The following is an 18,387-nucleotide window of genomic DNA, read 5'->3' as shown; positions in this document are numbered from 1 at the left end:
GGTAGAGATTAAATATGCCCCATGAAGTACTAGTACATACCGGTGACGGAACCGGTGGATCCGGCAAGGGAACTATCGGCAGCTGGCTGAGCAAGCAGGGCGTGCCGCACCTCGATACTGGCCAGGGTTACCGGGCCGTTACTGAGTATTGGCTCCGAGTTCAAGCCGAAGCAGATGCTAATTTTGATCGCAGCGACACTGAACGTCTGCGCCAGCAGGCGCGGGCGTTCACCGAAGATGAGGAACACTTAGCTCAGTTTGCTGACTCGCTCAGTCGAACGGTAGCGTTTGGGGTGGAAGGCGTACGCATCGATACCGACCATATTCCGCTGGCTAACATTCCTCAGGTTCTATATCACGATGCGATTAATGACGTCATCTCATTTCTCGCCCGTAAAGAGGCGGTGCGGAGCTTTTGCGGTAATATTTCGGTTCGCTTTGTACTCGATGCGGCCGAGCGGGAGTTGGACAGTGTCTACCTCGACGGTCGTAGTGAGCGCAACGTGATGATCCGCGGTCTGCGTCAGAATCTTCGCTTACGCCAACAGGCGCGCCTAGGCCTGCCGGCTTTTTTTAAGGTCGATGTGGTCGAGGCAGCTCATAGGACGCTATCGCGGGACAAAGATATACCCTACAGGACACTCTCAAATGACGATCCAATAGTCCGCACCCGCGCCCGGAGTCTTAGTGAGCGTAACGCGCGGGATAGCGATTCTAGTAACCATGCCGACCCGATGGCACTGACCAAAGACCACTTAGTAGCCTGGAGTACGGAGACAGATGCCCGGCTTTGGCACGGGAAGGTTGAACTAGTCGTAGGGAGACAGCCAGACGGGAGTGATTCCAGGCATGTCTTATTCGATACCAATGGGCGCACAGTAGAGGAGACGCGGGCAGAGTATGGGCGCTGGGTTGAGGGCGTGAGCCAACACAGTCGACCGCAATAATCTGCTATATTAATACTCAAGACCGATAAGGAGATAGGTATGGATAAAGTCAGACAACTTACTGTGACGCCCCTGTTTTGGCTGCAGGCCGCCTTCTTCATCTCGCTTTCAGCTGCTTTAGGCTCAATTATTCTTAGCAACGTTCTTGATTTTCTCCCCTGTGAACTATGCTGGTGGCAGCGCGCCTTTATGTATCCGCTACCGTTTATTTTCGGGGCCGCTCTAGCGCAGAAGAAGACCGATGTCTTCTGGTACGGTATGCCACTAGTGATAGTCGGCGCGGCCGTTGCGCTCTATCACTATGTCCTACAGATGTCACCGCAGGTATCTAGTGTCTGCAGCGCTTCGCTAGTTTCCTGCACAGAGAAGCAGATCGAGCTTCTAGGCTTTATGACGATCCCGTTCGGTTCACTGTTAGCCTTCGGAGTCGTTGGCGTCTGCCTCTTAATGCTCAAACGCACCATACAGGGCTAGGGGAGTTATGCCGGAACTACCGGAAGTAGAGACGATTCGCAGTGGACTGGAGAGAGAGCTAACGGGACAGCTGATTGCGAGCACGGAGATACTGTTTGCCAAGTCGATGCCCGCCCTCGAGCAGCTGATCGCGGATAGGGTAGTAGGAGCAAAGGTGAGTGCTCTGCGCCGCCGGGGTAAGGTGATGATTGTCGATCTCGACACCCACTATAGTCTAATGGTGCACCTAAAAATGACCGGCCAGCTAATCCTGCAGCGCGCTGATGGCGTGCGGCGCGGTGGTGGCCATCCTACAAAATCGATGGTGCGTGAGCTGCCGGATAATAGCACCCGCGTCGTGTTCAATTTCAGGGGTGGAGATCGACTTTTTTTCAACGATCAGCGTAAATTCGGCTGGATAAAACTACTACCAACGGCGGAGGTTGAGCAAGATTCATTACTCACTCGTATGGGCGTGGAACCTTTGAGTACAGAATTTACGTTCTCGAACTTCACCGCTAAAGTAGCTCGCCGTAAATCACCGATCAAAGCGGTACTACTGGACCAGTCGACTGTGGCAGGACTGGGAAACATTTACGTCGATGAGGCGTTGCACTTAGCGCGAATTCACCCGCTCACCCACGGTATTGATCTGTCTCCAACTGAGCTGAGGCGACTGCATCAAGCCATCATCACTATTATCACCCGAGCTATCGAGCTCAAAGGTACAACTTTTCGTAACTTTAGGAATCACAAAGGGGAGAGTGGTGGTTATTTCGAAATGGCCCGCGTATTTGGGCGCACGAACCAACCCTGTCCGGAGTGTAGTACGCCGATCGATAAACTGCGGGTAGCTGGCCGCGGTACACACATTTGCCCACAGTGTCAGCTGCTCAAGACTAGAACCTAAGACTTAAATCCTAGATACTACCTGTATGGTGTATCTATTCTACGGTGAGAATACTTTTGCGGCTAAGGACCAAGTCCGTAAGCTAGCGAAGCGCTATGAGGGCAGTACTGGTTCGAACTACGGCCTGCACTGGTTCGAGAGCGACAGTGATAGCACCCAAGTGCTAACGGCTCTGACGGCGCAACCGATGTTTGCCGATAGTAGCCTAGTAGTGGTAGAGAATCCATCGCAGAATAAAGAGCTGCAAACTAAGATTTTAGCTAATATCGATCAGATACCGTCGAGTACAGTAGTAGTGTTAGTAGATCCGAATATCGACAAACGGACTAAGTGGTTTAAGACTCTGCAACAGCAAGCTAAACTTAAGGAGTTTAAACCGAAAAGCGATGCTCAGTTACTGGCCTGGTTGCAGCAGCAGTCTAAGGCCGAAGGGCTCGAGTTATCTCCGGAATTGGCTCGATTATTACTCGATCGTGTTGGCTCCGACCAGTGGCGTTTAAGCCAGGAGGTGGCAAAGCTAGCCTCCAGGAGCGATCTAACGGTTGAATTAATTGAGAGTCTGGTGTTGCCCAGTCCCCGCCACACTATATTTGAACTACTAGAAGTGTTAGCTCGCGGGGATACTGAGACAGCCCTGCGCTACTGGGACGATTTACGTGCGCAGGGCGTGCATGTGTTAGAGATACTGACGATGATTAGCTGGCAGCTACGTAATCTGATAGTTATCGCTAGCTGCAGGGAGCATTCGGACACTGCGATTGCGCGCGACCACGGCCTTAATCCGTATGTGGTTAGTAAGTCGAAGGCGACGGCTAAGCGTATACCCTTGGAGGCACTAATTGCGGCCTATCAGCAGGTGATACAAGCCGATTATGAGTTAAAGACCGGCCGTTCTACCGACCCAGAGGGTCTAATCGAGCGGGTGATCTTCTATATAGCCGATGTCAGTCGACCACGGAGTAGAAACTAAGCCTAAAAATAAACCTACCCGGCAGATTACCGGGTAGGCTAGTCGATACTTAGTGATAGTTTATAGTGCTAGGACTTTTTGGTAGCTGTTTTCTTGGCAGTCGATTTCGTAGCCGGCTTCTTAGCTGGGGCCTTAGCTGTTTTCTTAGCTGCCGGTTTCTTAGTTGAGGTTTTCTTAGTCGGTGCGGTCTTTTTCGCCGGAGTCTTCTTAGCTGTTTTAGTAGTCGAAGCAGGTGTATCGAAAGTAGCCGCAAAGCTACGGCTGAGACGTGATTTACGTCGAGCGGCCGTGTTCTGGTGAATCACACCTTTCTTAACGGCCTTGTCGATGGCTTTTTGAGCGGCAGCGAGTGAGGCGGGTGCAGTCGTCTTCTTCTTGGTGGCGATGTCGGCCTCTAGCTGTTTGATACTAGCGCGCATCTCTCGTTTATAACGTGAGTTAATAGTGGCTCGTTTAGCGTTTTGCCGCACACGTTTGGCGGCAGATTTAATGATTGGCATATGCTTCTAGCTCCCTTGGCTTATTGCTCGATAAATTCAAAGTTAGACTATAGCTAAGGGTGGGCGGCTTGTAAAGTGTTGTAGGTTTGACAAAACAGGGATGGTTAGCGTAGCGTAAGAATTATGGATAACAATGGACAGCCCTCTCCAAAACAACAGCTAACTGAGGCGTTACGCGGTGCAGAAAGTGTTGTTATTACGACCGCGAAAAATCCTGGTCGAGATGAAATCGCAGCTGCCATAGGACTGCATTTATTACTAATGAAGTTAGAGAAGGTGGCAGAGATAGTCATCGCGACTCCTGTGCCGAGTCAGCTCGACTTCCTTCCAGTAAAACTTGTTAATGATAAACTACAAGGTCAACGCGACTTCGTTATCGAAGTCGATCAATCGCGCACTGAGGCCGACCATCTTAAATATGTAACTGAGGGTGGAAAATTAAAGATATACATTACTCCTTATAATGGCGTGTATAGTGCTAGTGATGTCGGCTTTAGTTATGGGGATTATCATTGTGACGTTATCATCGGACTAGGAGCTACCAACCCGAGTCAACTCGATCCAGCTGTAACTAAAGAGCAGAAGCTAACCCAAAATGCTAAGTTTGCCTTTATCACGACTAGTAGTGAAGCAGGGGAGGCGTTAAGCTGGAACGATCCGAGTGCGAGTTCGATTTGTGAGATGGTGATGAGTATGTCCGAAGCACTAGGTAGTGGCATGGTAGATAAAGATATTGCTACCGCACTCTTCACCGGTATCGTGGACAAGACGGAGCATTTTACTAACAGTGCTACTACTCCGAAAGTTATGACTATGGCGGCACAGCTGCTAGCGGCCGGAGCTAATCAGGCCGAGGTGGTGAAGCGTCTATCTGCCCCGGTAACTCACCCAAAGCCACACAGTTCAGCGTCTAAATCGTCTACAGCTAAGGCATCAGACGAGACTAAAGAGGGTAAGCACGATCAAGAGCAGCCGCCTAAACCTTCTGAGGTACCGTCGAATGAGTTCCAGATTCGTCATACTCAGCCAACGCCAGCCAGTAGTGAAGGATTTACTCTTTCACCTGAGCCAGAGTCGGTTGTTACTCAACCACCTGAGCCAACACCGCCGCCTGCACCACCCAAGCCGGAGCCTACTGCCGTTCAGCCACCACCGTCAGCTCCAACTCCGATTACCCCGCCGATATCGCCACCATCCTCACCACCTAATCCTGGCTTTCCCGCTATGGGTCACAGTATAGGCGGACAACTAGCCCCACCATTGCAACCCAACCCACCGACGCCCAGTATTGATGGACCAGCTCATCAGGGTGGAGGTACCCAAGGACCGACTGATCAGCCTCAGCATGGCGAGAAGGTGATCCAGCCACCGCCACCCACTCCACCACCCAACATTAATGATATTGGCGATACCGCTCAGACTGGTCCTACCGCTCCTAACCCGGAGGCGCCTGATTTAGGTGCCGAGCTGGAAGCCGCCCGTAAGGCGGTCGAGCAGGCGCATCAAGGTGGCCAAGCTCCAGCCGCTAATCAGCCACCACCGCCACCGGCGGGAGTTTGAGTCTAGCCCGTCGGACACAAACCCTATACCCTAGGAGTTATGGATGGCATACTTCTAGTAGATAAGCCCGAGAGCTGGACCTCACACGATGTGGTCGGGAAGATCCGATCATCTCTGCGTTCGTTATGGCAAACCAGTCAGCCTGCCGATCTCGATAGAGCAGTAAAGTTTCGAGTTGGCCACGCCGGAACACTGGATCCTATGGCGACCGGTCTTTTAATCGTTTTAGTCGGGAAGGCCACTAAGGCGCAGGCCGACTTTATGAAGCTCGATAAGTGGTACACGGCCGAGATGACTCTGGGAGCTATCAGTAGTACCGACGACGCCGAAGGGAAGATCACTACTGATCTAGCTACTGGGCGAGCACAGCCGCCTACCTTGGCCGATGTAGAGACGGTGCTGCAGCGTTTCCGCGGCCCCATTACACAGCTACCACCCCAGCACTCGGCGATTAAGATCGATGGCCAGCGTGCCTATAAGCTGGCGCGACGGGGAGAACCGGTGGAATTGCACCCGCGCCCGGTTATCGTGCATGAAATCAGTGGTATCAGTTATCACTACCCCCGCCTTGGTTTTAATGTACATGTATCGAGCGGTACCTATATTCGCAGCTTGGCGCGTGATATCGGAGCTGGTTTAGGGGTGGGGGGCTACCTGAGCAGTCTGCGCCGGACTGCAATTGGTGAGTGGAGTGTGGCGACGGCGGTTTCGCCCCAACTGACGGCCGAGGAGTTGCGACGCCAGATCATTCCTCTAGAGCAGGCATTTATTTGACAAATATAGCATTCTTAGTTATAGTAAATTAATAACTTACCGGAGCCCACCGGGATAACAGGGTAAGATAACAGACTAGTTGCGCCGTTTCAGTGCGCTGTGTTATTGTTGCAAGTCGTAATAATTGGTACTATGAAAGAGCAATGTTAGAGAATAAGAAGAAACAACAAATTGTCCAAGAGCTGGGCACCCACAAGACCGATACCGGTTCTCCTCAGGTGCAGGTAGGTATTCTTACCGAGCGTATTCAGTCTCTGACCGAACACCTTAAGATTCACAAGAAGGATCGTCACTCCCGCCGCGGCCTGCTACAGATGGTAGGTAAGCGCCGCCGTCTGCTCGACTATCTCAAGCGTAAAGATGTTGATAGCTACCAGAAGATTGTGAAGAAGCTAGGCCTTCGTCGCTAAGCGTCATTCTGGATCTGTTTCAGCTTAGGCTGAGCTGATTCACCCCTGAAACAGTTTTAGGATGACGAAGTGTAGAGGAGTCATCGTAAGTGTTAATAAATTAATTTATCCAGGTTGAGGTAGTGCAACAGCCATGCTTTTTATAAAGCGATGTCTGTACCCTGCCTCATATGTGGTAAGCAAAGGAGTCTATGGATACAATTATCCACCCATTTAACGGAAAACAACTAAAAGTCGAGACCGAGTTTTGTGGTAAGACACTGACGATCGAGACCGGACATATGGCCTTTCTAGCCGATGGTGCAGTTACGGTTCGATATGGTGATACTGTCATCATGGGGACGGCCGTAGTGTCGAACAAGGTACGGGATGGCATTGATTTTTTCCCGCTACTAATTGATTATGAGGAGAAGATGTACGCTACCGGTAAGATATCCGGTTCACGTTACGTTAAGCGGGAAGGTCGCCCTAGTGAGGCCGCCACTTTAACGGCGCGGTTGATCGACCGACCAATTCGACCCCTGTTTCCGAAAGGCTTCCGTCATGATGTTCAGGGCGTAGCTACTGTGTTGAGTGCCGATATGGAGCACAGTACCGACATTCTGGCTATGATCGCGATCTCTAGTGCTCTCACGCTCAGTGGAGCTCCTTTTGCCGGACCGATTGCCGGGGTGAAGGTAGGTTTGATCGACGGCAAGTTAGTGCCATATCCGACTAACAAGCAGATGGATGAGAGTGATCTCGAGCTGACCGTAGCCGGAACAAGCGAAGCTATCATGATGGTAGAGGCAGCCGCCGACGAAGTAGATGAAGCCACGATGAGTGAGGCTCTAGAGCTGGCCCATCAGGCTATGCAGCCAGTGATTAAGCTACAGCAGGATCTGGCCCAGCAGATGGAAGTGACTACTATGAAGTATGAGGTCCATGAGGATGATACTGAGTTGGAAGATGAGATGAGTAAGTTTTTGCGCGATCGATTAGGCCCAGCCGTTCGTCACGAAAGTCACTATGCGCGGCACCGGGCAGTAGAGAACCTGAGAGAGGAAGTGATCGAGCACTTTGCTAGTACGCATGCCGATCGTTACGAACGAGCTCACGTGTCGGAGAGCTTTGAGGCTGCCATTAAGCGTGAAGTCCGGCGGGCTATTCTAGAGGAAGGCGCTCGTCCGGATAATCGCCAAACTGATGAAGTTCGACCGCTTAGCTCCCAAGTAGGGGTACTGCCTCGAACTCACGGCTCAGCTCTCTTTACTAGAGGTAGCACCCAGGCGCTGAATATTACTACCCTGGCCTCGTCGAGTTTTGCTCTCATGATTGACACTATGGAAGAAGATCGCGAAAAGCACTTCCTGCATCATTACAATTTTCCCGGTTACTCGGTCGGTGAGGTGAGCCCGATGCGCACACCTGGTCGGCGGGAGATCGGTCACGGTGCCTTAGCTGAACGAGCACTGGACCCGATGATTCCTTCTCAGGAAGACTTCCCTTACGTAATCCGTAGCGTCTCAGAGATTACTACTAGTAACGGTTCGACGTCGATGGCTAGTGTCTGCAGTGCGACACTGAGTATGATGGACGCCGGTGTACCGCTGAAGCGACCGGTTTCCGGTATCGCTATGGGATTGATGAAGGGCGAAGACGGGGAGTATAAGATTCTCTCTGATATCGCTGGTGCCGAGGACTTCGCCGGTGATATGGACTTCAAGGTGGCTGGAACTAGTGAGGGCATTACAGCGCTGCAGATGGATATCAAGGTTAAAGGTATTACACCTCAGATCATGAGCGAGGCTTTAACCCAAGCTAAAGCTGGTCGAGCTCATATCCTCGACCATATGCTAAGCGTACTAGAGGCCCCTAGACCCGAGCTTAACCAGAATGCGCCGCGTATCTTGACGGTTAAGATCAGTCCAGATAAGATTCGGACCGTCATCGGCAAGGGCGGCGAGACGATTAACGGCATCATTGACGAAACCGGGGCTCAGATCGATATTAAAGATGACGGTTTAGTTCTGGTAGCGGCAGAGACCGGTAATGCAGCTGGAGCTGAGAAGGCGATCGAGTTGATCCGTGGTCTAACTGAGGATCCGGAGATCGGCACCGTCTACGATGGTAAGGTGGTGAAGATCATGGACTTCGGTGCTTTCGTTGAGATCATGCCTGGCAAGGATGGACTCGTGCATATTTCCGAGTTTGCCGATCACCGAATTGAGCGGGTAGAAGATGAGGTTAGTGAGGGCGATTCGATTCGCGTCAAACTAATCGGTATCGACGACATGGGTCGCCTCAAGCTAAGCAAGAAAGCTGCCGATGAGTAGCAACCGGAGAGCTAGGCTCGACTTAGCAGTCGCGGCAGTAGCTTCACGGTGCTAGCTATGCCGTTTGTAACTATGGATAAGACACTTCAGTTAAATACTTTGGCCCGAGATATTGAGACCAGTGGTACTACTGCTGAGTTACGGGCTACGGCCCAACAGTTAGTCATGGGTGCCGGCAATCCCGATGCCAGCACCGTTTTCATCGGTGAAGCACCCGGTAAGCGCGAAGATGAGAGTGGTCAGCCATTTGTTGGCGCAGCTGGAAAATTCCTAGACGTAATGCTGGACTCGGTTAATTTAGCCCGGGATGATATCTACATTACTAACATTGTAAAGTATCGTCCGCCAGACAACCGAGATCCTGCTCCGGCTGAAGTGGCGGCCTTTATGCCGTATCTGGCTCGGCAGCTGGAAATCATTCAGCCGAAGTTAGTAGTCACTCTCGGACGGTTTCCTATGAATGTGTTCTTGCCGAACGAAACTATCGGCCACATTCACGGGCAACCGCAAAGCGTTAAGCTGATGGAGTCCGGTGCGGGTGACGTCAAGCCCATGCAGCTAGAGTCAGACCTCTTAGCTGATGGGCGAGTAGTCCTTTTGCCGCTATATCATCCTGCCGCTGCACTGTATAACGGCGCTCAGCGGCAAACCTTACTGGATGACTTTGCCCAGATACCCCAAATTTTAGAATTATTAACTAATTAACCAATTATATAATAAGGAGACATAAACTATGTCAGAAGAAAATAAGAAGAACAATAACAATAACCAAAATCGGAATCGTGGTCGGAATCGTCGGCCGCAGAATCAGTCATCGGCCAACAGCAAGCCACACAATTCACGGCGTAATGCCCGAGCAGCCGAACGTGAGGTGCGTCGTAATCAAGACGATGCCCACCGTAATGCGCTGTTTGATGATGTCGTAACCGATGCTGACCGTGCTCGATTAGCTATGCGTCAGAAACAGGCCAATCAGCTTGATGAGGGCACACCGAAGCTAAAAGTGACTCCACTAGGCGGTCAAGATGAGGTCGGTAACAACAACATGAACGTAATCGAGTACGGCGATGATGCTATCGTAGTCGACTGTGGATTTGCCCTCGGACTGGATCTGCCGGGCATTAACTACGGCATCCCGGACATTACCTACTTAGAGTCGATTAAACACAAGGTACGCGGCTATGTCTTTACTCATGGCCACCTAGACCACATTGGAGCTACTCCGTTTGTGATACCGAAGATCCCGGCCCCGGTTTACGGCTCTACCTTTACCGTCGGTATGGTGGAGAAACAGATTAAAGACAGTGACCTCGAGTTAGATTTTGTACCAGAGACAGTGGCGATGAATATCGACAACCATGAGAAGCTGAAGGTTGGACCCTTCTTCATCGAACTGGTACGCGTTACTCACTCGATTCCGGACTGTACCGCGGTAGTGATAGATACTCCAGTTGGTCGCATTATCCACACTGGTGACTTCCGGCTCGATCCAGAACCACTGGATCACCACCCGTCTGACATTAGTCGATTAGAGGAGTTGGGCCGTGAAGGTGTATTGCTATTGATGGCTGAGAGCACCAATACCGAGAGCCCAGGACGTACCGAGACGGAACACACTCTAGAGAAGAGCTTCCATGACATTTTGCATCAGTCCAGCGGGCGAGTACTGGTCTCGACATTCTCCAGTAATATTAACCGTATGCAGATGATCATTAACGCTTCCGTTGAAAGCGGCCGCCGTGTCGCCATCGATGGCCGCAGTATGCTAGCCACCGTCGAGCTTGCCTTCAAGTTGGGCTATATGAAGATTCCTCAGGGTACGATCGTGGCCATGAAAGACATCGCCAACGTCGATGATCGTGAGGTGACCATTATCTGCACCGGTTCTCAGGGTGAACCTAACGCCGCCCTGCAGCGAATGTCTTATGGCGATCACAACCACATCAAGCTCAAAGAGGGCGACACCGTGATCTTAAGCTCAAACCCAATCCCCGGTAACGAAGTGGCAGTGGCGAAAAATGTCGATCGTCTGATGCGGCTGGGTGCTAGCGTTTACCGTCACCGAACTCACGAACTCGACGGTTGTGGTCCATTGCACGTTTCCGGTCATGGTAACCGAGATGAGCTTAAACAGATGATTGAGATGACCAAGCCGAAGTACATCATGCCGAATCATGGTCCGTATTTCCACCGCCAACGTTACGTCAGTATCGCCGAAAGCGCCGGTTACACTCGGGAGCAGGTCGTACTAATCGATAACGGTGACGTACTTGAGTTTAACGATTCTGGCCAGCTGAACCGAGACGGTCATGTCCCGGCCGGTACGGTACTGGTCGATCAGACCGGCTCGGTTGTGCCGAACTTAGTGATTAAGGACCGTCTGCTCATGGGCGAGGACGGCATAGTAGTGGTCGTACTGACCGTCGATAAGCAGTCGAAGCAGATGTTAAGCAGCCCGGATATCATCTCGCGCGGTTTCATCCACATGCAGGAGCAGGGTGAACTACTTGACGGCCTACGTAACCAATTGCGTGATTTCACTAAGCAGCAGATTCGTCGGAGTGATCTAAAAGTCTTCAAACAGAACTTGCGCGATGAAGTTAGTGGCTTTCTCTTTAATGAGACCGGTAAGGCTCCAATGGTAATTCCAGTAGTCAACTTGGTTGGGGGTGGGGGTAAGTCTCAGTCCCGTCCGAATGGGGGAGGACGTAACCGCCACCGCGGGAATACTCCACCAAACGGTCAGTCTGGCCAGGCTAAGCCTAGTCAGGCTAAAGCACCCAACTCGAATCAGCAGTAATCTGTGGCGATTACGGTGCATCGATCAGGTTAAGTCCTGTATACTACTTGAGTAATGGCAAAGTCGGCAAAAAAGTCCAAATCCAAAGCTAAAAAAACCCAGGTTCCCGCCAGTCTGGCGCCGGGCGTTGGCCGCGAGGCCGCCGCCGTAGCTGTGCTGGCGCTCGGTCTGTTGCTGCTAGTAGCGCTGTTCTTTGTCGGTGGTCGTCTAACTGATGGACTGATCGATGTCTTATCTTGGCAGTTTGGCCGGGTAGTATATGTACTACCTTTTGCTTTAATCTACACTGCTATCCGGCTGTTTCTAGCTAAGACACGAGAGTTACATCTGATTCATTACGGTGGCTTACTACTCTTAGTGGCTTCGCTAGCTGGCTTGTTTAGCCTCTTGAGTGATGTGACCGACTTCGCAACGGCCCGACAGGGTGTCGGTGGCGGAGTGATCGGTTTCGGTATGAGTGTTGCCCTGGCGGCACTGTTAAGCCAGGTAGGGGCTGGGATTGCTTTGGTAGCTACCAGTGTGATCGGTGCAGTGCTAGCTGCAAATGTGACCTTAAGCGAGGTCTGGGCAGCATTCGGCCGCTTGCGGGCGAGTAGTGCCCAGACGCGAGATGATTTCGCCTCTCAGCTAGGCGAGGATATGCCGGCTAAGATGAAGATTAATGCCAAAGTACCGTTAGCTAAATCAGGTAGCAGTTCAAATCGTATTGAGGAGAGCACCGCTGAGCCGGAGGTTCTAACCGCCAGTAACGACCCTGACTGGACACTGCCTTCTATAGAGTTACTAGAAGATAAGCAGGGCAAGGCTAGCGCTGGAAAACCCGAAGAGAAAGCCGAAATTATTAAAGAGACCCTACGTAGCTTCGGTGTAGACGTTGAGATGGAAGAGGTTAATATCGGGCCAACCGTTACTCAATATACATTGCGACCGGCTAGCGGCGTTAAATTGAGCAAGATTACGGAGCTAGAGCATAACCTGGCGTTGAACTTAGCGGCTCAATCGCTGCGAGTTGAGGCCCCGATTCCTGGCAAGAGTGCAGTCGGTATCGAGGTGCCAAACGAGAAATCGGCTGTGGTTCGTTTGCGAGAGATATTACAGGCGGATGAGTGGCTACAGGCCAAGAGTTCGCTTAATTTCGTTCTCGGACGTGGAGTGGCAGGAAATGCCGAAGTGGCCGATCTGGCTAAAATGCCCCATTTGCTAGTAGCCGGCGCTACCGGTTCTGGTAAGTCGGTGATGATTAACGCTTTTTTGCTTAGTCTCCTTTATCGTAACTCGCCGGCCGACTTAAAGCTGATTTTAGTCGATCCGAAGCAGGTGGAGCTGAGCTTGTATAAGGACATCCCGCACTTACTCAGTCCGGTAATCACCGATCCGGAGAAGACGATTTCGGCCCTGAAGTGGGCCGTGGCGGAGATGGAACGGCGTTATAGCGTGTTTGCCGAACTGGGTAAACGTAACATCGGTGAGTACAACTCCTCTCAAACCGACGAACATATGCCATATATCGTCATCGTCATCGATGAGATGGCCGACCTGATGATGCTAGCCGCTCAAGATGTGGAGAGCTTAATCGTCCGCTTAGCGCAGAAGTCGCGCGCTACCGGTATCCACTTGGTATTAGCGACCCAGAGACCCAGTGTAAACGTGATCACTGGCTTGATTAAGGCTAACGTACCGGCTCGGATGAGCTTCTCGACCGTTAGTCAGGTCGACTCCCGAACCATCATTGATTCGGCCGGAGCCGAAAAGTTGCTAGGGAATGGCGACATGCTGTTTCTTGCCCCTGATTTTATCAAGCCACGACGTAATCAAGGTGTATTTATAAGTGAGCAGGAAGTACGTAAGGTAACTGATTTCTTAAGGGAAGCCCGACCACCGCAGTACAACGATGAGGTGCTGAACCAGAAAGTAAAGCTGGGCGGAGGAGCTAACGCACTCGGTGATATCGGTGATGGAGATGATGACTTATTTATGGATGCAGCTAAGCTGGTCATCGAGTCGGGGAAGGCTTCGGCTTCATTGCTACAGCGTCGCCTCCGGGTCGGTTACTCACGCGCCGCGCGCTTGATCGACATGCTGGAGGAACAGGGAATCGTTTCCGGTCCCGACGGTTCTCGTCCGCGTGACGTCCTAGTTAGAGATGTGTCTGAGATTATGGGAGACGATGAGCTCTAAAGTCGACCTCTCTCAACAGTTACGGCAAGCGCGAGAGAAACGGGAGAAAAGTCCGGAGCAGGTGAGTCGAGCCCTGGGAATCAGCACTGAATTCATCGCCCAGCTTGAGGCGGGCGACACTTCCGCTCTCAGTGATGACGTATATACGCGAGGTAAGTTGCGTAGCTATGCTCAGTACGTCGGCCTGTCTCCAGAGTATAGCGAGCGGCTTTTCCGCGAAGGTAGAGGGGAGAGCAGACGTCTGCGCCCGTTGCGGCTAGATGGTAAGGTGGGTGCACCGATAGTTACTACCAGTCTAATCAAGCAGGCTAGTATTTTGCTGGGTATTGCTGCTGTTATCGCCTACATTATCTGGCAAGTTCTTCTGCTGGCCGGTAACCCGCAGCTCCATGTGGAGTTTCCGACTCAGGATCAGACCATTTATAGCCGAGAGATCGTTATTACTGGCACTACCAGTCTAGGTAGTGAGGTGACGATTGACGGCCAGCCGATTATAGTCGCGGACGACGGTAGCTTTAGTCATCAGGTTACCCTAGATGAAGGTACCTATACCTTCACGCTGGTTGCTCGGAGTAGTATGGGGCGGACCACGACGGAAGAGCGTACGGTGCGGGTAGCTGAGGCGCCAGAGAGAACAGATTGAGTTATGGGGCGGATATCTGGTATAATAGGCTGGATATAAAGTTAACCTTTCTCCCCGCACCTGAAAACGTTATGTTAGAATCGCTTCATGTACTATTGTGTACCTGTTGCAGAGTCAGAAAGATGAGTCTTTTTATATCGGCTCCACGGCAGATCTCAAGCAGCGATTCAAACAACACAACCTAGGTCGCAGTAAAGCGACTAAGAGTGGCATTCCATGGGAGCTCGTCTATTACGAAGCGTTCCCATCGAAAGCCCTGGCTTTAGAGCGAGAACGCGAACTAAAGCGTTACGGTCGTGGTTTAGTCGAGCTCAAGAAACGGCTTGGCTTTCGTTAACGTTTTCAAGTGCGGGGCGGAGTCCAAAGAGAGGAGTTGGTGATGAACCAATACGAAATAGCAGTTTTACTGCATCCGGATCTCGAGATCGATCTCGAGGCACCACTTAAGCGGCTGGACGACATTCTAAATGGCGTCGATGCGAAGGTAGTGAAACGTGATAACTGGGGCAAGCGTAAGCTAGCTTATCCGATTAAGAATCAGACCTTTGCCGTCTATTTATTCTTTGTAATCGACCTCGATACGAGCAAAGTGGCCGAGTTAGAGCGAGCTTTACGTCTTAGCGATGAGGTCTTACGCCACCAGGTGGTGGTTTATGAACCACCAGCGGAAGAAGAGGTGCGGGAGGATAAGCGAGAGACTAAGGATAAGGATAAGGAGGATGAGGATGGCGCGTAGTTTCAACCAAGTAATAATCGTAGGTAATATGGCTCGGGATCCTGAGTTACGCACCACCTCTGGTGGTCGTGCTGTAGCCTCTTTTGCCGTAGCAACCAACCGAGTCTGGACCGACCAGAACGGTGATCAGCAAGAACAGGCCGACTTTCATAACGTAGTAGCCTGGGCAAAACTAGCTGAGCTAGCCGACCAGTATCTAAGTAAGGGACGGCGAGTCATGATCGTAGGCCGTTTGCAAACTCGATCTTGGGATGGTGATGATGGGAAGAAGAACTATCGTACCGAGATCGTAGCTAGCGACATCAATTTCCTCGATGGCCCTAGTAGTGAAGGTGGAGGCGATGCAGCGGAGAGTGGCAGCAAGGCTAAAGCCAGCTCGGCCCCGAAGAAGAGTGCCCAGATCGAAGACCAGGATGACGACGTCGATCTCAGTGAGATACCTTTCTAATCGACCTAAGAAGATAGAAGATTTAACTTAAACAAGGAGATAAATATGCCGAAGAAGCACGGAAGAGCACCCAAAGTATTTGACTATAAAGATGTCAAAACATTGCAGCGCTACACCAACATGTTTGGTCAGATCGAGCCACGCCGCAAGACCGGTTTGAGCGCAAAGATGCAGAACGATCTATCCCAAGCTGTTAAACGCGCCCGCCATATAGCACTACTACCGTTTGTAGCCGAGTAATTGCTCTGGAGCGCAGTTAATCTGCCATGTATAGTATTACCGATCTAAAAAAAGGAACTTTAATCGAGCTCGACGGGAGCGTCTACCGAGTGTTGAGCTATGACCATGCCAGTATGGGGCGAGGAGGGGCGGTAGTGCGGACAAAATTAAAGAATCTGCGCGACGGCTCGACTCTAAGCAAGACCTTTAAGGGCAATGAAAAGATAGCTTCGGCTCACTTAGAGCCAGTTGCCGCCCAGTACCTCTATAGCGATGGTGCGTTAGCTCATTTTATGCGACTCGATACTTATGAGCAGACCGGCTTGGACCGAGAAAATGTAGTGGAAGAGCTGGTCTATCTCCAGGAGGGACAGGAAGTGAAGTTGCTCTACATCAACGACGAGTTGGCTGGAGTGGAGCTACCGATTAAGGTGGAAGTGGTGGTGGAGAGCGCTGATCCTAACGTTAAGGGTGACAGTGCTGGTAGTGTGATGAAGGGTTGCCGGATTGAAACTGGGGCCGATATCCAGGTGCCGCTTTTTATCGCAGCAGGAGATACGATCCGGATCGATACTAGGACTGGTACTTACATCGAGCGGGTGTAGGGAGCATGAAGATACGTCTGGACCATCTAGTGCACCAGTGTGGCCTAGCTGAATCACGCACTCAAGCAGCAGCGCTGATTATGGCCGGCAAGGTCCGGGTGGATGGGGTACGACGAGACAAGCCGGGTTGGCAGACAGATGCAGGGGCCGATCTCAGCCTGGAGGCGGCCATGCAGTATGTTTCCCGGGCTGGACTTAAGCTGGCTTCGGTTAACGCTAAGTTTGGAGTAGACTTTAAGAGAAAAACGGTGCTAGATGTCGGCTCCTCTACCGGTGGTTTTAGTGACTATGCCTTGCAACAGGGTGCTACAAAAGTCTATGCGGTCGATGTCGGGACTAACCAGCTGCACGAGCGAATTCGAGCTAATTCACGCGTAGTAGTGATGGAGCAGACCGATATTCGGGTAGCTCAGTTGCCAGAAACAGTCGATATCGTCGTTATCGATGTCTCATTTATATCCTTGCGACAAGTCCTACCCTATATCGCTAGGTTTGTAGCACCGCAAGGTATAATTATGGCTATGTGTAAGCCACAGTTTGAGGCAGGGGTCGCTGAGGCCAGTAAGCACAAAGGGGTGATTAAGAACGATACTATTCGGCGGCGGATCCTTAAGGAGTTTGAGCTCTGGCTGAAGCAACATGGATTCATAGTCATAGATAAGGCCGACTCCGCCGTAGCCGGAGCTAAAGGTAATATCGAGCGCTTCTACCTTATAAAGCCAGCTACTTAAGTCTTAACCCACCCGAACATACAATTAACTGTAATTTTATTATATGGAGCGATTGCGTGAAGTGGAGGGCTAGATGTTGAAGCGGAACTCTGCTACGTCACCATCCTGCATTTGGTAGTCTTTGCCTTCGGTGCGGAGTTTACCGCTAGTTCGGGCCGCCGCACGTGAGCCGGCCGTTACTAGGTCTTCCCAGTTGATGATCTCAGCGGCGATAAAGCCACGCTCAAAGTCGGTGTGGATGGCTCCGGCTGCTTGAGGGGCGGTAGCCGCCTGGGGGATAGTCCAAGCCCGGACTTCTTTTTCACCGGCTGTAAAGAAGCTTTGCAAGCCTAGAGCGCCGAAGCCGGCGTGAATTAACTTACTCAGTCCGGATTCATGCTGACCGTATTCTTGTAGCATTTCCCGAGCATCTTCTGCGCTTAGTCCTTGTAGTTCGGCCTCGATTTGGGCGCAGATGAAGACCGCTAGGCTAGGGCTAACCAGGGCACTCAGTTTAGCCATTTTAGCGGCGTTGGTTAGAGTCTGCTCATCAATGTTGAAGACGTAGAGCATCGGTTTAGCGGTTAGTAGTTGAGTGACTAAAATTTGAGTATCATGACTAACTTTGGCTTTTTCAAGGTATAATCCTACATCACCATTTTGAACAAAATTTGTGATCAATTTCCCGTTATCAAGTGCTTGATACAGTTCTTCTAATATAGTTATATCCCGCTTGAGTGCCGGCTGAGCTCGGGCTGCCTTGGCTATCGAGCGTAGTCTTTTTTCGACGCTAGCGAGATCGGCTAAGACGAGCTCGGTGTTTATAGTGGAGATGTCACGTTCGGGATCGATATCTTCTGCCACATGAGTAACGTTGCTATCGGCAAAGGTGCGCACGACGTGGGCGATGGCGCCGGTTTCACGAATGTTAGCGAGGAACTGATTGCCTAATCCCTCACCGGTACTGGCCCCGGACACCAGGCCGGCGATATCGGTGAAATGGACATCGGCCGGTACAATCGGTGCTCCAGGGTAGACTCCGGCGAGTTTATCCAAGCGCTCATCCGGCACGCCCACGACACCGACGTTTGGCTCGATGGTGGCGAAGGGGTAGTTGGCCGCTAGGGCGTTATTACTAGTAAGCGCGTTGAAGAGCGTGGACTTGCCCACATTAGGCAGTCCGACGATTCCGATAGATAGACTCATATC

General features: G+C 51.4%; 20 protein-coding genes. 18 read left to right on the top strand and 2 right to left on the bottom strand.

The annotated features are described in order from the left end of the window. Positions 1-14: 14 nt before the first annotated feature. The 4 genes from WD467_01755 to holA are packed head-to-tail and all read left to right on the top strand — an operon-like array spanning position 15 to position 3,280. Entirely contained in the window at positions 15-947 is a 933-nt protein-coding gene (locus tag WD467_01755) for a hypothetical protein (GenBank protein MEX2452616.1), read from the top strand. Between the two features lie 39 nt (positions 948-986). Continuing rightward, entirely contained in the window at positions 987-1,421 is a 435-nt protein-coding gene (locus tag WD467_01750) for a disulfide bond formation protein B (protein ID MEX2452615.1), read from the top strand. A gap of 7 nt (positions 1,422-1,428) precedes the next feature. Then, on the top strand, positions 1,429-2,310 hold the full coding sequence (gene mutM / locus WD467_01745; GenBank protein MEX2452614.1) for a bifunctional DNA-formamidopyrimidine glycosylase/DNA-(apurinic or apyrimidinic site) lyase: 882 nt from the start codon (positions 1,429-1,431) through the stop codon (positions 2,308-2,310). 25 nt (positions 2,311-2,335) lie between these two features. Further along, complete coding sequence (gene holA, locus WD467_01740; protein MEX2452613.1) at positions 2,336-3,280, top strand: DNA polymerase III subunit delta; 945 nt, start codon at positions 2,336-2,338, stop codon at positions 3,278-3,280. Between the two features lie 68 nt (positions 3,281-3,348). Here the strand turns inward: holA and rpsT are convergent, their stop codons facing one another. Continuing rightward, a complete protein-coding gene (gene rpsT / locus WD467_01735; GenBank protein MEX2452612.1) occupies positions 3,349-3,780 on the bottom strand; it encodes a 30S ribosomal protein S20 in 432 nt (143 codons plus the stop codon). Positions 3,781-3,903: 123 nt separating this feature from the next. On the opposite strand from rpsT, the gene WD467_01730 reads away from it, so the two are divergent. From WD467_01730 to WD467_01665, 14 genes are all read left to right on the top strand, one after another. Then, entirely contained in the window at positions 3,904-5,340 is a 1,437-nt protein-coding gene (locus tag WD467_01730; protein MEX2452611.1) for a hypothetical protein, read from the top strand. 39 nt (positions 5,341-5,379) lie between these two features. Then, a complete protein-coding gene (gene truB, locus WD467_01725) occupies positions 5,380-6,114 on the top strand; it encodes a tRNA pseudouridine(55) synthase TruB (protein ID MEX2452610.1) in 735 nt (244 codons plus the stop codon). 143 nt (positions 6,115-6,257) lie between these two features. Then, the gene (rpsO, locus tag WD467_01720; protein ID MEX2452609.1) at positions 6,258-6,524 is read left to right on the top strand and encodes a 30S ribosomal protein S15; all 267 of its coding nucleotides are present in this window, start codon (positions 6,258-6,260) and stop codon (positions 6,522-6,524) included. A 191-nt stretch (positions 6,525-6,715) separates the two neighbouring features. Further along, complete coding sequence (gene pnp, locus WD467_01715; GenBank protein MEX2452608.1) at positions 6,716-8,839, top strand: polyribonucleotide nucleotidyltransferase; 2,124 nt, start codon at positions 6,716-6,718, stop codon at positions 8,837-8,839. Positions 8,840-8,911: 72 nt separating this feature from the next. Further along, entirely contained in the window at positions 8,912-9,544 is a 633-nt protein-coding gene (locus WD467_01710; protein MEX2452607.1) for a uracil-DNA glycosylase, read from the top strand. 28 nt (positions 9,545-9,572) lie between these two features. Further along, positions 9,573-11,639: a ribonuclease J gene (locus WD467_01705; protein MEX2452606.1), complete on the top strand. Its 2,067-nt coding sequence runs from the start codon at positions 9,573-9,575 to the stop codon at positions 11,637-11,639. Positions 11,640-11,693: 54 nt separating this feature from the next. Continuing rightward, the gene (locus WD467_01700; GenBank protein MEX2452605.1) at positions 11,694-13,817 is read left to right on the top strand and encodes a DNA translocase FtsK 4TM domain-containing protein; all 2,124 of its coding nucleotides are present in this window, start codon (positions 11,694-11,696) and stop codon (positions 13,815-13,817) included. Next, complete coding sequence (locus tag WD467_01695; protein MEX2452604.1) at positions 13,807-14,460, top strand: helix-turn-helix domain-containing protein; 654 nt, start codon at positions 13,807-13,809, stop codon at positions 14,458-14,460. Before WD467_01700 ends, WD467_01695 begins: the two co-directional genes overlap by 11 nt. Positions 14,461-14,566: 106 nt before the next feature. After that, entirely contained in the window at positions 14,567-14,797 is a 231-nt protein-coding gene (locus WD467_01690; GenBank protein MEX2452603.1) for a GIY-YIG nuclease family protein, read from the top strand. Positions 14,798-14,839: 42 nt separating this feature from the next. Beyond that, the gene (rpsF, locus tag WD467_01685) at positions 14,840-15,196 is read left to right on the top strand and encodes a 30S ribosomal protein S6 (protein ID MEX2452602.1); all 357 of its coding nucleotides are present in this window, start codon (positions 14,840-14,842) and stop codon (positions 15,194-15,196) included. Beyond that, positions 15,084-15,644 (top strand): single-stranded DNA-binding protein, encoded by a 561-nt coding sequence (gene ssb, locus WD467_01680; protein ID MEX2452601.1) that lies wholly within the window; start codon positions 15,084-15,086, stop codon positions 15,642-15,644. Before rpsF ends, ssb begins: the two co-directional genes overlap by 113 nt. A gap of 45 nt (positions 15,645-15,689) precedes the next feature. Beyond that, on the top strand, positions 15,690-15,884 hold the full coding sequence (rpsR, locus tag WD467_01675; protein MEX2452600.1) for a 30S ribosomal protein S18: 195 nt from the start codon (positions 15,690-15,692) through the stop codon (positions 15,882-15,884). A 26-nt stretch (positions 15,885-15,910) separates the two neighbouring features. Then, entirely contained in the window at positions 15,911-16,468 is a 558-nt protein-coding gene (efp, locus tag WD467_01670; GenBank protein MEX2452599.1) for an elongation factor P, read from the top strand. A gap of 5 nt (positions 16,469-16,473) precedes the next feature. Next, positions 16,474-17,199, top strand: coding sequence for a TlyA family RNA methyltransferase (locus WD467_01665; protein MEX2452598.1), 726 nt, complete (start codon positions 16,474-16,476; stop codon positions 17,197-17,199). A gap of 69 nt (positions 17,200-17,268) precedes the next feature. On the opposite strand, the gene ychF is transcribed toward WD467_01665, so the two are convergent. After that, positions 17,269-18,384, bottom strand: coding sequence for a redox-regulated ATPase YchF (ychF, locus tag WD467_01660; protein ID MEX2452597.1), 1,116 nt, complete (start codon positions 18,382-18,384; stop codon positions 17,269-17,271). Between the last annotated feature and the right edge of the window lie 3 nt (positions 18,385-18,387).

The organism is Candidatus Saccharimonadales bacterium, assembly GCA_040903985.1.
In the GTDB taxonomy this organism is placed as follows: domain Bacteria; phylum Patescibacteriota; class Saccharimonadia; order QS-5-54-17; family QS-5-54-17; genus JBBDUI01.
Note: the sequence above shows the minus strand (reverse complement) of the source record. Positions and strands in the feature narration are given on the sequence as shown.

Bases quoted from the DNA above. Each gene is read 5' to 3' on its own strand.
- WD467_01695 (MEX2452604.1), top strand. From the start codon at position 13,807: ATGAGCTCTAAAGTCGACCTCTCTCAACAGTTACGGCAAGCGCGAGAG.
- WD467_01750 (MEX2452615.1), top strand. From the start codon at position 987: ATGGATAAAGTCAGACAACTTACTGTGACGCCCCTGTTTTGGCTGCAG.
- holA (MEX2452613.1), top strand. From the start codon at position 2,336: ATGGTGTATCTATTCTACGGTGAGAATACTTTTGCGGCTAAGGACCAA.
- mutM (MEX2452614.1), top strand. From the start codon at position 1,429: ATGCCGGAACTACCGGAAGTAGAGACGATTCGCAGTGGACTGGAGAGA.
- WD467_01755 (MEX2452616.1), top strand. From the start codon at position 15: ATGCCCCATGAAGTACTAGTACATACCGGTGACGGAACCGGTGGATCC.
- pnp (MEX2452608.1), top strand. From the start codon at position 6,716: ATGGATACAATTATCCACCCATTTAACGGAAAACAACTAAAAGTCGAG.
- ychF (MEX2452597.1), bottom strand. From the start codon at position 18,384: ATGAGTCTATCTATCGGAATCGTCGGACTGCCTAATGTGGGCAAGTCC.
- ssb (MEX2452601.1), top strand. From the start codon at position 15,084: ATGAGGTCTTACGCCACCAGGTGGTGGTTTATGAACCACCAGCGGAAG.
- WD467_01665 (MEX2452598.1), top strand. From the start codon at position 16,474: ATGAAGATACGTCTGGACCATCTAGTGCACCAGTGTGGCCTAGCTGAA.
- truB (MEX2452610.1), top strand. From the start codon at position 5,380: ATGGATGGCATACTTCTAGTAGATAAGCCCGAGAGCTGGACCTCACAC.
- efp (MEX2452599.1), top strand. From the start codon at position 15,911: ATGTATAGTATTACCGATCTAAAAAAAGGAACTTTAATCGAGCTCGAC.
- rpsR (MEX2452600.1), top strand. From the start codon at position 15,690: ATGCCGAAGAAGCACGGAAGAGCACCCAAAGTATTTGACTATAAAGAT.
- rpsO (MEX2452609.1), top strand. From the start codon at position 6,258: ATGTTAGAGAATAAGAAGAAACAACAAATTGTCCAAGAGCTGGGCACC.
- WD467_01710 (MEX2452607.1), top strand. From the start codon at position 8,912: ATGGATAAGACACTTCAGTTAAATACTTTGGCCCGAGATATTGAGACC.
- WD467_01730 (MEX2452611.1), top strand. From the start codon at position 3,904: ATGGATAACAATGGACAGCCCTCTCCAAAACAACAGCTAACTGAGGCG.
- WD467_01705 (MEX2452606.1), top strand. From the start codon at position 9,573: ATGTCAGAAGAAAATAAGAAGAACAATAACAATAACCAAAATCGGAAT.
- rpsT (MEX2452612.1), bottom strand. From the start codon at position 3,780: ATGCCAATCATTAAATCTGCCGCCAAACGTGTGCGGCAAAACGCTAAA.
- rpsF (MEX2452602.1), top strand. From the start codon at position 14,840: ATGAACCAATACGAAATAGCAGTTTTACTGCATCCGGATCTCGAGATC.
- WD467_01700 (MEX2452605.1), top strand. From the start codon at position 11,694: ATGGCAAAGTCGGCAAAAAAGTCCAAATCCAAAGCTAAAAAAACCCAG.